Origin of the sequence: Streptosporangium sandarakinum (genome assembly GCF_013409935.1) — a bacterium.
GTDB classification, from domain to species: Bacteria; Actinomycetota; Actinomycetes; order Streptosporangiales; family Streptosporangiaceae; genus Streptosporangium; species Streptosporangium nondiastaticum.
Genome location: NZ_JACCCO010000003.1, coordinates 1440864 through 1453214 on the forward strand (window position 1 = coordinate 1440864; position 12351 = coordinate 1453214).

Genomic DNA, 12351 nt, shown 5'->3' on the forward strand with positions numbered 1-12351 from the left:
CGTGGGAGAACCGGACGGGTGAGGGTTCGAAACCCTCCGCTGAGGAACTGTCGGTGTATGGATGCATTCGCTCACGTCGATGCCTACTGGCGGGCCGCCAACTACCTGTCGGTCGGGCAGATCTACCTCCTCGGCAACCCGCTGCTGTCCGAACCGCTCCGGCCCGAGGACATCAAGCCCCGGCTGCTGGGCCACTGGGGCACCACGCCGGGGCTGAACTTCTGCTTCGCCCACCTCAACCGGATCATCACCGAGCGCGACCAGGACATGATCTACATCGTCGGCCCCGGACACGGCGGCCCGGCGGCGGTCGCGCACGCCTGGCTGGAGGGCACCTACACCGAGAAGTACCCCCACATCCGGCAGGACGCCGAGGGGATGCGGCGGCTGTTCCGGCAGTTCTCCTTCCCCGGCGGAATCCCGAGCCACGTCGCCCCCGAGGTGCCCGGCTCCATCAACGAGGGCGGCGAGCTGGGCTACTCACTGGCCCACGCCTTCGGCGCCGCCTTCGACAACCCCGATCTCGTGGTGGCCTGCGTGGTCGGCGACGGTGAGGCCGAGACAGGCCCGCTGGCCGCGAGCTGGCACTCCAACAAGTTCCTCAACCACGCCCGGGACGGCGCCGTCCTGCCGATCCTCCACCTCAACGGCTACAAGATCGCCAACCCGACGATCCTGTCCCGCATCCCCGAGGAAGAGCTGGTCAAGCTCATGGAGGGGTACGGCTACCGCCCGCACGTCGTCGCCGGTGACGACCCGGCCGCCATGCACCCGCTGATGGCCGAGACCCTGGACCGGGTCTTCGACGAGATCGCCGAGTACAAGGAGGGCCGCGCCACCCGGCTCCCGATGATCATCCTGCGCACCCCGAAAGGCTGGACGGGCCCGCGCGAGGTGGACGGCCTGCAGGTCGAGGGCACCTGGCGCTCCCACCAGGTGCCGCTGACCGGGGTGCGCGACAACCCCGAACACCTGCGGGCCCTGGAGGAGTGGATGCGCTCCTACCGGCCCGGGGAGCTGTTCGACGCCGACGGGCGGCCCGTGCCGGAGGTGCTGGAGACGGTGCCCGCCGGGCCGCTCCGGATGAGCGCCAACCCGCACGCCAACGGCGGCGAGCTGCTGCGCCCGCTCGCGCTGCCCGACTTCCGCGACCACGCCGTCGCGGTGAAGTCCCCGGCGACGCAGCTCACCGAGCCGACCCGCGTGCTGGGCGGCCTGCTGCGCGACGTCATCGCCGCCAACCCCGACGACTTCCGGCTGATGGGGCCGGACGAGACCGCCTCCAACCGGCTGTCGGCCGTCTTCGAGGTCACCGACCGGGCCTGGGACACCCGGACCCTCGGCACCGACGAGAACCTCGGCCCCGACGGCCGGGTGATGGAGGTGCTCAGCGAGCACCTGTGCCAGGGCTGGCTGGAGGGCTACCTGCTGACCGGCCGGCACGGGCTGTTCAACTGCTACGAGGCGTTCATCCACATCGTCGACTCGATGTTCAACCAGCACGCCAAGTGGCTGGAGTCGTCGCAGAAGATCCCCTGGCGGCGGCCGGTCGCCTCGCTGAACTACCTGCTGTCGTCGCACGTCTGGCGCCAGGACCACAACGGCTTCAGCCACCAGGACCCCGGCTTCCTCGACGTGGTGATGAACAAGAAATCCTCGGTGGTGCGGATCTACCTGCCGCCGGACGCCAACACCCTGCTGTCCGTCGCCGACCACTGCCTGCGCTCGCGCGACTACGTCAACCTCGTCGTGGCGGGCAAGCAGCCGGTGCTGGACCTGTTCACCATGGAGGAGGCGGTCGCGCACTGCACCCGGGGGCTGGGCATCCTGGAGTGGGCCTCCACCGACGACGGGTCAGAGCCCGACGTGGTCCTGGCCTGCGCCGGGGACGTGCCGACGCTGGAGACCCTCGCCGCCGCCGCGCTGCTGCGCGAGCACCTGCCCGAGCTGCGGGTACGGGTGATCAACGTCGTGGACCTGATGCGGCTGCAGCCGGAGTCGGAGCACCCGCACGGCATGTCCGACACCGAGTTCGACACGCTGTTCACCACCGACAGGCCGATCATCTTCAACTTCCACGGCTACCCGCTGTCGATCCACCGGCTCACCTACCGCCGCAACGGCCACGACAACATCCACGTGCGGGGCTACAAGGAGGAGGGCACCACCACCACGCCCTTCGACATGGCGATGCTCAACGACATCGACCGCTACCACCTGGTCATGGACGTCATCGACCGGGTGCCCGGGCTCGGCGCCACCGCCGCCCACCTGCGCCAGCGGATGGCCGACGAGCGCCTGCGCGCCCGCGCCCACACCCGCGAGTACGGCGAGGACCCGGCCGGCATCCGCGACTGGATCTGGCCCTACTGACCCGCCGGCCGCCGGGGGACGGCCGCTCCGGACCGCCCCCGGCGGCCCCGCCGTACGGTAAATCCGCCACCATCGCCGCCCGAACAGCGGAAATACAGCGGGAACACCTTCAGGAACCTCCTTTTACGGTGAGTTAACCGCCGGATGAGCTCCGCGTCACACGCGGCCGCTCCGCGGGAGACGACCGGCGCCGTCGGGCGACCGTTCCTGGAGGTTAACCGTATGGATGTGAAGGACTCCGCGTTGCGGGCCGAGCTGGACAGGCGGCTCGTCACCCTCGAACGCGACGAGTCGGGCGACCCGGCGCACGCGCCCCTCGCCGCGGCCGACCTGTGGCTGCTGGCCGCCATCGTCGTGGCCCTCACGATCGCCGGGTGGGTGATGGCGTGATGTCGGCCAACGAAGACGTCGCCAAGGAGGCGACCTTCGGGTCGCTGCCCGTGCTGCGCAGCGAGCGGGTCTGGAACTTCACCGACTTCACCTGGGTGAACGTCGGTCTGGCCATCGCGACGTGGGCGTTCCTCGTCGGCGGCTCCACGGCCGCGCTGGTGGGCTTCCAGAAGGGCCTGGCGGCGATGGTCATCGGCAACGCCATCGGCGTCGCCGTGATGCTGCTGGGCAGCGTCGTCTCCAGCCAGCGCTACGGCGTGGAGCAGTACACCCTGCTGCGCAGTGTGTTCGGGTTCGGCGGGGTCGCCGTCCTGGTGTTCACCGTCGTGCTCTTCACCGAGATGGGCTGGTCGGCGCTGCTCGGCGTGATGTTCGGGCGGGCCACCACGCAGGTGTCCAACCAGGTGTTCGGCACCGACATCGGCCCCAACGCGCTGCCGGTGACCATCCTGGCCCTCCTCGCGCTGGCGATCGCCTGGATCGTCCTGGCCAAGGGTCCGCTGACGATGCGGTTCCTCAACCGCATCGTCTCGCCCGGCCTGGCCCTGCTGACCGTCGGCATGATCGTGCTGGTGCTCACCAAGACCTCGTGGAACGACCTGCTGGCGGCCAAGCCGCTGAACCCGTTCCCCAGCGAGGGGCTGAACTTCGCCCTCGCCGTCGAGTTCAACCTCGGCGTCGGCCTGTCGTGGTGGCCGGTCATGGGCAGCCTGGCCCGCCTCACCGACCGCCCGCGCAGCGCACTGTGGCCGGGCTTCATCGGCCTGTTCGGCGCGACGATCGTGGCCCAGGTCGTGGGCATGGCGGCCGCGCTGACCCTCGGCGACCCCGACCCCACCGTGTGGATGGTCCCCCTCGGCGGCAAATGGCTCGGCATGCTGGCGCTGCTGTTCATCGCCTTCGCCAACCTCACCAGCCTCACCTCCATCGTCTACTCGACCTGCCTCGCGTTGCGGCAGGCCGGCGGCGAGCTGCTGGCGAGATTCCGCTGGGAATGGCTCACCGGAGGCTTCTTCCTCCTCCCGGCGATCATCAGCTTCTGGCCGAACCTGCTGTACGACCGGTTCCTGGTGTTCGTCACCTGGAGCGGCGCCTTCCTCGCGGCTATCTGCGGCACGGTCATCGCCGACTACTTCGTGGTGCGCCGCCAGCGGCTGGACCTGCGCGGCCTGTACGCGCACCGCGCCGCCAGCCCGTACCACTTCACCGGCGGGTTCAACCTGTCCGGGCTGATCTCCACCGCGCTGGGCGCCGTCGCCTACGTGGTGCTGTACAACCCGCAGACCCTCGACACGCTGCCCGCCTTCAACTGGCTCACCGCCTCGGTGCCCGCCGTGGTCGTCGCCGCGGTCGCGCACATCGTCCTCAGCCGCGCGCTCAACCGCCGGCACCTCGCCCCGGCCGTCGCCGGAGCGGTCCCCGTCACCACGCACAAGGAGTCCTGATGCCCAGAACCGCCCTGGCGGCCGTGCACGACGGCCGCGGCAACCGCCTGGAGATCAAGGAGATCCAGGTGGCCGACCCGGGCCCCGGCGAGGTCCTGGTACGGCTCGGCGCCTCCGGCGTGTGCGGCTCCGACCGGCACGTCCTCGACGGCGAGTGGAACCTGCCCTCCCCGACGGTGATGGGCCACGAGGGCGCCGGCACCGTGGAGGCGGTCGGCGAGGGCGTCACCGGCCTGGCCCCCGGCGACAGCGTCATCCTGTCGTGGTACTACCCCTGCCGCCGCTGCCGCGCCTGCGCGGCCGGCAAGGCGTGGGCGTGCACCGGCACCCGGGCGCCCGAGTGCCTGCTGCCCGACGGCACCACCCGGCTGCGCGACGGCGACGACGTCGTCTACCCCTACCTCGCCGTGGGCACGATGAGCGAGTACACCGTCGTGCCCGAGTCAGCCGCGGTCCGCATCCCCTCCGACGTGCCGTTCGACGTCGCCAGCCTCATCGGCTGCTCGATCACCACCGGCGTCGGCGCGGTCGTCAACAACGCCAGGGTGCCCGCCGGCTCCTCGGCCGTCGTCGTCGGCTGCGGCGGCGTGGGCCTGGCGGTGATCATGGGCCTGGCGCTCGCCGGAGCCCACCCGATCATCGCGGTGGACACCGCCGAGGAGAAGCTGGCCGCCGCCCGCTCGTTCGGCGCCACCCACACCCTGCGCGCCGGTGACGACGTCGCCGCCCAGGTGGCCGAGCTGACCGGCGGCGGCGCCGACTACGCCTTCGAGGTGATCGGCCGCGTCGAGACCATCGAGACGCTGCCGTCGCTGCTGGCGCCCGGCGGCGTCGGGGTCCTCGTCGGTCTGCCGCCCGAGGGCGCCAAGGCCGGCATCGACGTGCTGGAACTGGCCGAGGCGGGCAAGACCCTCATCGGCTCCAACTACGGCGGAGCCGTGCCGAGCCTGGACTTCCCCCGGCTGGCCGAGCTCTACCTCGCGGGTAAGCTGCCGCTGGACTCGCTCATCTCGCACCGCGTCCGGCTCGACGAGGTGAACGAGGCGTTCGACGCGATGCGCGACGGCACCCGCACCCGCAGCGTCATCGTCTTCGACTGACGCCGCTCCCGCCCGCCGCGGGGCGGCACGGACCGGATGCTCCCCCGTCCGTCCGGCCGCCCCGCGGCGGGCGTCCCCCTCCGCTCCCCGCGAGAGGGCGCCGCTGACTGGACCGAGGAGCCCGCGAGGGGGCGCCGGTGTCTGGACTGAGGAGCCTGCGAGGGGGCGCCGGTGTCTGGACCGAGGAACGCAGGAGCGGAGCGACGGAGTGACGAGGGAAGACACCGGACAAGAGCCCCCGAGCCGCGACACGAAGTGTCGCCGTGAACACAACCCCCGAGCCGCGACACGAAGTGTCGCCGTGAACACAACCCCCGAGCCGTGACGCGCAGCGTCGCCATGAGCGCCACTCCTGGACCGACCGGAGAATCGGAGACCATGACCGCGATCACCACCCCGCCCAGGCCCGGCGCGCCCGGTACGGTCACCGTCGGAGCCGTCCAGCTCCAGTCGGCGCACGGCGACGTCGCCGCCAACCTGGAGGCGATCGAGGATCTCGCCGCGGCGGCCGCCGCGGCCGGCGCGCGGGTGGTCGTGACCCCCGAGATGGCCCTGACCGGTTACCTGTGGTCCTCCGAGGAACACGTGCGGCCCTTCGCCGAACCTGTGGACGGCCCGTCGGTGCGCCGGCTCACCCGGCTGTGCCGTACCACCGGCGCCTGGATCGTGCTCGGCATGCCCGAACTCGACCCCGAGCTGGGCACCCTGCACAACGCGTGCGTGCTCATCGGCCCCGACGGGCCGGTCGGCTCCTACCGCAAGACGCAGGCGTTCGTCCCCGACCCCCTGTGGGCGGTGGACGGCCACCTGCCGCCGCCGGTGTGGGACACCCCCGCGGGCCGTGTCACTCCGCTGATCTGCGCCGACATCGACTATCCCGAGCCGGCCCGGTACGCCGCGCTGCGCGGCGCCGACTGGATCGCGCTGCCCACCGCATGGGTGGCCGAGCCCGGCCCCAGCGCCACCTGGCGGCTGCGCGCCTGGGAGAACGGCCTGCCGCTGGTCGCCGCCGACCAGGCCGGCGCCGAGACCCTCGCCGGCAACTCCTTCCAGTTCAGCGGCGGAAGCTGCGTGCTCGACCACACTGGCGACGTCGCCGCCGCCCTGGACGACGGTCCCGGGTTCGTCACCGCCACCCTCGACCTGACCGCCGCGGCCACCGCGCGCCACCGGCGGCTGGCCGCCCGGCGTCCCGCGGAGTACGGCCCGCTGGCCCGCTCGACCACCTGGCCGCGCGCCGAGCGTGAGGCGCTGACCACGCCGCCCGGTGGCCTGCCCTTGTCCGGCGTCCCGCCCTTGTCCGGCGGCGGAGCGGAGACCGGGATCGGGACCGTGCCCGAGGGCGCGGCCGGAGACGGGCCGTCCGTGGGCGTCGCCGTACTGGCCGGGCCCGCCGGCGACCTGCCCGCCCCGCCCGAAGGCACCGACCTCGCCGTGCTGCCCGCCTTCCACCTGACCGGCGGCGTCCCCGACCCGGGCCGGGCCCGGGCCGCGCTGGAGGAACTGCGCGCCTGGTGCGAACGGCACCGCTGCGACGCGGTGACCGCGCTGGCCGTACCCGGCGACGGCGGGAGCGGCGCCGGGAATGCGGAGAGCGCGGACGGTTCGGACGGTTCGGGCGGCCGGCCGGGTCCGGTCCGATACGCGGTCACGCTCGTCACCCCCGGCGGCGAGGCCGCCCGCCGCCACGTCACCCACCTGGGCGCGCACGCCGCCTGGGCCGAGCCCGGCGACGCGCCCCCGGCGGTCGTCACCCGGCCGTGGGGCTCGCTCGGGCTGCTGGCGGGGGAGGAGCTGGAACCCTTCGAACCCTCGCGGGCGCTCGCGGTCCTCGGCGCCGACGTCCTCGCGGTGCCCGCCGCGGTGGACTGGCCCTACCCGGTGCCCTTCCCCGGCACCCGGGTTCCGCTGAACCCGGCCGCGCTGCGCGACCCCGAGCCCGCCTTCGCCCACCCCGCCCGGTTGCGCGCCGGCGACTCCCACGTCTGGATCGCTCTGGCCAACGCCGGCACGACACCCGGCGGCGTCTTCGGCCCCGACCACGTCACGGTGCCCCGAAAGGAGGCGCTGAACACGGGGATAGGCTGGACGAAGCTGCGATGCGCGGTGCGGGGTACGGACGGCGCGGGGGAGGCGTGCGCGGTGAAACCGCAGCTGGCACGGCGCCGGACCGACCTGTTCGGCGCGGAGATGCTGCGACGGCCCCGCTGACCGGCGGCCGCCGGGGTGGCCGCGCGGAGGACGGTGAAAGCCATGGCGGTGACGATCCGACGGCTGCTGGCCAACGCCCGCCTCGGACTGCGGGTGGTCCTGGGCCACGAAGGGCTCGACCAGCCGGTGCGCTGGGTGGCGGTGTCCGAGCAGCCCGACCCCACACCCTGGCTTGACGGCGCCGAACTCCTGCTGACCAGCGGCATGTGGCTGCGCGACCAGGACGACCCCGCCGCGGCGGCCGAACGGTGGGCGACCCGGCTCGCCGAGGCCGGGGCCCGCGCCGTCGGATTCGGCCTCGACCCCTGGTTCACCGAGGTCCCCGCCGAAGTCGTCCACGCCACCCGCCGCCACCGGCTGACGCTGATCGAGGTCCCGCGCCGCACGCCGTTCGTCGCGGTGGACCGGGCCGTGGCCGACCTGAACGCCGCAGAGGCGCGGCGCGAGGCCGAACAGGCCAGAAAGGTGCAGCAGCAGCTCGCCGAAGCCGGATACGCCGGACGGCAGGCCGTGGCCGACCGGCTGGCGCGGGAACTGCACGGCTGGGTCGCCGTACTGGACGCCGGGCACGCCGTGGCGCTGCGCGCGCCCGCCGGTGCGGGCCCCGCCGCCGAGGCGCTCACCGAACTGGCCCGCCAGGGCGACCGGTCCGGACGGCACATCCTCCAGGTCGAACTGGATGGCGAGCCGGTGACCGCGGTCCCACTGGGCCCGGCCCGCGAGCGGCGCGGCACGCTCTGCGTCGGCGCGCTCTCGGTCGGCGAACGGCCCATGTGGGCCGCCGGGATCATCGGCACCGCCGCCGCCCTGCTCACCGTGCTCGACCGGGGCGGCGAACGCGAACTGCGCCGGACGATCGCCGGGCTGCTGGCCGAGGGCGACGCCCGCTCGGCCGCGCGGGTGGCCGCCGCGGCAGACCTGCCGCTGCCCGAGGAGTTCGCGGCCGTCACGCTGGCCGGCCCCGGCCACCGCCGCGCCACCGAGCGGATCGTGGCGGCCGGTGGCTGGGCGGCCGGCGACGGCCGGGCCGGCACGGTCGTGCTCGTCATCCCGGGGTTCACCGAGGAACGGCTGGAGCCCCTGCTCGACGGCGCCCGAGCCGGGATCGCCGTGCCCAGGCCGCTCGACGAGGTCCCGGCCGGCATCCGCGAGTCCGGCCTGGCCGCCGAGCTGACCGGCCCGGACCGGCCGGTGGTGCGCTACGCCGACACACCCGTGATGGAACTGGACCGGCTGCTGGCCTCACCCGAAGCGGAGCGGTTCGCGGCCGCGCTGCTCGCACCCGTGACCGAGACGGCCGACGGCGAGACACTGATAGCCGCCGCCCGGGCCTGGGTCGAGGCCAACCACCACTGGGACCCGGCCGCGGCCGCGGCCGGCGTGCACCGCGAGACACTGCGCGCCCGGCTGCGCCGCCTGGCGAAACTGACCGGCCTGGACCTCGACTCACCGACCGACCGCCTCGCCCTCTCCCTACTCATTGCGACGCTGGCGCGTCGCGGCTCGGGGGCTGGTGACCGCTGACTTCCCTCGTCGTTCACTCGCTGCGCTCGCTCTCTCCTCGGTCCAGTCAGCGGCGCCCCCTCGCGGGCTCATTGCGACGCTGGCGCGTCGCGGCTCGGGGGCTGGTGACCGCTGACTTCCCTCGTCGTTCACTCGCTGCGCTCGCTCTCTCCCCGGTCCAGACACCGGCGCCCCCTCGCGGGTTCGACGTGGAAGTTGGGCTGGGGCGGGTAGGAGCGGGTGATGTTGTTCATCTTCGGTCTTCGTACCGCGATCCAGCGGCTCGGCATGGTCACTCTCGTCTGCCGTAACTGCGGCAACACCGCGGCTCAGGCGCTGGCGAAGCGGGTGACGAAGTTCAGCCTGTTCTTCATTCCGCTCTTCCCGGTGCGGAAGAGATACATGATGCAGTGCACCTACTGCGGGGCCGCCTACGACGTCTCCCGGGACGAGATGGACGGCCTTCATCGGGGCGTCGGCGCGTCCCTGCGCTGATATCCGCTCTGCTCATGGCGACGCTGCGCGTCGCGGCTCGGGGCTCTTGGTCCGGTGTCTTCTGTGTTCATGGCGACGCTGCGCGTCGCGGCTCGGGGCTCTTGGCCCGGTGTCTTCCCTCGTCACTCCGTCGCTGCGCTCCTCCGCTCCTCAGTCCAGACACCGGCGCCCCTCGCGGGCTTTTCCGTTGGTGGGGGGCGCGGATACGTAAAGTTCCCGATGCGCGGTGTGGCGCGGAGACCTACCGTCTGCGGGGTCGAGAACCCCCAGGCAAGGTGAGCCCATGCGCGTGCTGACCGTGTTCCTCTCCGCGTTCCTGTCCACCGTCGTGTCGTCCGCGACCCTCACCGCCTCCGCGGTGGGGCCCGCCGCGGCCGTGACCAAGCCGCCGCCAACCCAGACCGACGTCGTCTACCAACGGGCCTCCTTCCCCGCCGGCGTCGCCGAGGGTGTGACGGCCCGTGACACCCTGGCCTTCGCCTCCGCCGCCGGAACCACCTCCTACACCGATGCCCTGGGCACCCGTACCTGGGACTACGCCCGCTGGACCGGCCCCGAGCGGCGGGTCGGCTTCGCCGCCACCGAGCTGGTCGCGTCCTGGACCGCCGACACCCCGGCCGGGAGCTGGGTGCAGGTCGAGATGCGCGGCCGCAACGCCGCCGGGCTGAGCAAGTGGTACGTCATGGGCCGCTGGGCCTACGGCGAGGATGACATCCGCCGCACCTCGGTCCCCGGCCAGGGTGACGCCGACGGCACCGTCTCGGTCGACACCTTCGTTGCCGCGTCGGGCCGGCCGATCACCGCCTACCAGTTGCGCGTCACGCTGCACCGCACGCCCGGCTCCACCGTGACCCCCGTCGTACGGAGCCTGGGCGCGATGGCCTCGGCCGTCCCCGAGCGCAAGCGCGTGACGGCCAGTCCCGGTGGCCAGGCATGGGGCATCGAGCTGAAAGTGCCACGCCGTTCCCAGAACGTCCACAAGGGCCACTACCCCGAGTGGGACGGCGGCGGCCAGGCGTGGTGCAGCCCGACCTCCACCACGATGGTGCTCGGCTACTGGGGCGCCTGGCCCAGCAAGGAGGACACCTCCTGGGTGGACCCGTCCGACCCCGACCCCGAGGTCGACCACGCCGCCCGTTACACCTACGACCACGCATACCAGGGGGCGGGCAACTGGCCGTTCAACACCGCCTATGCCGGGCGGTACGGGATGGAGGGCTTCGTCACCCGGCTGCGGTCGCTGACCGAGCTGGAGCGCTTCATCGCCGCGGGAATCCCGGTGATCACCTCCCAGTCGTTCAAGGAGAGTGAGCTGCCCGGCGCGGGCTACGGCACCGACGGCCACATCATGGTGATCGTCGGGTTCACCGCCACCGGCGACGTGATCGCCAACGACCCCGCCTCGCCGAGCGACGACGCGGTGCGCCACGTCTATCCGCGGGGCGACTTCGAGAACGTCTGGCAGCGCAGCACCAGCAGCGGCGGCATCGTCTACGTCATCCGCCCGCCGGGACAAGCCCTGCCCACCACCGTGCCGGGCCTGCCCGCCAACTGGTGAGAGGACCCTCCACCCGGGAATCCGCGCGGTGAGCCCCGCGGATTCCCGGGCGCCCGCCGCCCGCGCCCGGCTCCCGGCTCCCGGCTCACGGCGTGGAGACGGCCCGCGCCGTCGCCGCCTTACCCGCCACGTCGCCGACGCCATCCGGGGCGGCGGCCGATCGATGACCGCACGGCCCTGGCCGGCGTCATCTACGTCCTGCGCGCCGGCGTGGCCTGGCGCGACGTCCCATCCTCGGCGATAGGCCGCTCAGGCGTGGCGTGCCGTCAGGGTGCCGATGGTGGCGCGAGGGGGCGGACGAGCCCCATGGCAGTGGTGACCGCCAGGGGGTTCGATCAGGCTTGGGTGCCTGTGAGCGCGTCCGCGCTCAGCCGGACGCAGAGGTCCCATACGGCGCTCTGGTTGCGTTCGTCGAGAGCGCTGACCGGCAACGGCTTGCGGCGGCACTTGTCGTCGAAGTAGGCGCCGGTGAGGCCCTCCACCTCCGGGCTCGCGGCCAGATAGACGCTGGAGCGAGCCGAACGGGTCAGATCCGACAGGAAAAGCGGAGCGATGACCTTCAGGACCAGGGGCGCGATCGGCCGGTAGAGCCTCGGGAAAGCGGTGATCGGGGTCGATCTGTTCATCGGCGTGTAGCCGTGCCCGGGGTAGACCACATTGGCCGTCACCCCCGTGCCGCGCAGCTCCCGGGCTAGCCGGGCCGTCAGCGCCATCGTCATGGTCTTGGTGTGGTTGTAGTGGCTGAACGTCCACCCGATGAAGCGGCGCTCGCCCAGGAGGTTGTCGTGCTCGATGGGGCCGCCGGGAATGCCGCCCGTCAGGTTGACGACTCGGGCGTGGCCGGCGCGCTTCAGCTGCGGCAGGAGCAGGCGAGTGAGGGTGAACGGGGTGAGAACGTGTGCGGCGAACATCTTCTCCACCCCGTCGGCGGTCAGCTCGCGGTGCGGCCGGTTCACGCCGACGTTGTTGACCAAGACGTCCAGAGCCTCGTAGCGCTCGGCGATCCGGGATGCGAGCTGGAGCAGCCCGTGGAGGCTGGTGAGGTCGGCGGCGAAGGCGCTCACCCGATCGTGTCCGGCGCCGGCGCGGATGTCCTGCGCGGCCTGCTGCGCTCGGATGTGATCGATTCCCACCAGGATGACCGAGGCCCCCCGTTCGGCCAGACCGCGTGCCGTCTCCATGCCGATCCCCGCGGTGCTGCCGGTGATCAGGGCGGTCTTGCCCGTCATGTCGCTCAAATGCATCTGTACGTTCTCCAGGTGTGGTCGGGGGCGCC

Annotated in this window: 9 protein-coding genes and 1 pseudogene; 9 read left to right on the forward strand and 1 reads right to left on the reverse strand. The window is 72.7% G+C overall.

Annotation, left to right across the window (positions count from 1 at the left end; all coding sequences use genetic code 11):
* Positions 1-57 precede the first annotated feature (57 nt).
* From HDA43_RS32680 to HDA43_RS36810, 9 genes and pseudogenes are all read left to right on the forward strand, one after another.
* A complete protein-coding gene (locus HDA43_RS32680; protein ID WP_179828453.1) occupies positions 58-2373 on the forward strand; it encodes a phosphoketolase family protein in 2316 nt (771 codons plus the stop codon).
* A 222-nt stretch (positions 2374-2595) separates the two neighbouring features.
* Positions 2596-2763 carry a hypothetical protein gene (locus tag HDA43_RS32685; RefSeq protein WP_179828456.1) on the forward strand — a complete coding sequence of 56 codons (168 nt, stop codon included), beginning with the start codon at positions 2596-2598 and terminating at the stop codon, positions 2761-2763.
* Complete coding sequence (locus HDA43_RS32690) at positions 2763-4208, forward strand: purine-cytosine permease family protein (RefSeq protein WP_179828458.1); 1446 nt, start codon at positions 2763-2765, stop codon at positions 4206-4208. The genes HDA43_RS32685 and HDA43_RS32690 overlap by 1 nt, the downstream gene beginning before the upstream one ends.
* Complete coding sequence (locus HDA43_RS32695) at positions 4208-5308, forward strand: alcohol dehydrogenase catalytic domain-containing protein (RefSeq protein ID WP_179828460.1); 1101 nt, start codon at positions 4208-4210, stop codon at positions 5306-5308. Before HDA43_RS32690 ends, HDA43_RS32695 begins: the two co-directional genes overlap by 1 nt.
* 378 nt (positions 5309-5686) lie before the next feature.
* Positions 5687-7519, forward strand: coding sequence for a nitrilase-related carbon-nitrogen hydrolase (locus tag HDA43_RS32700; RefSeq protein WP_179828462.1), 1833 nt, complete (start codon positions 5687-5689; stop codon positions 7517-7519).
* Between the two features lie 42 nt (positions 7520-7561).
* The gene (locus HDA43_RS32705; protein WP_179828464.1) at positions 7562-9043 is read left to right on the forward strand and encodes a PucR family transcriptional regulator ligand-binding domain-containing protein; all 1482 of its coding nucleotides are present in this window, start codon (positions 7562-7564) and stop codon (positions 9041-9043) included.
* Positions 9044-9265: 222 nt separating this feature from the next.
* Positions 9266-9517, forward strand: coding sequence for a zinc-ribbon domain-containing protein (locus HDA43_RS32710; RefSeq protein WP_179828466.1), 252 nt, complete (start codon positions 9266-9268; stop codon positions 9515-9517).
* 283 nt (positions 9518-9800) lie between these two features.
* On the forward strand, positions 9801-11075 hold the full coding sequence (locus HDA43_RS32715; RefSeq protein WP_179828467.1) for a C39 family peptidase: 1275 nt from the start codon (positions 9801-9803) through the stop codon (positions 11073-11075).
* Between the two features lie 105 nt (positions 11076-11180).
* Positions 11181-11309 (forward strand): annotated as a pseudogene (locus HDA43_RS36810) (transposase); the annotation flags it as partial.
* A gap of 101 nt (positions 11310-11410) precedes the next feature.
* Here HDA43_RS36810 and HDA43_RS32720 read toward each other — a convergent pair.
* Entirely contained in the window at positions 11411-12319 is a 909-nt protein-coding gene (locus HDA43_RS32720) for an SDR family NAD(P)-dependent oxidoreductase (protein WP_218912705.1), read from the reverse strand.
* Between the last annotated feature and the right edge of the window lie 32 nt (positions 12320-12351).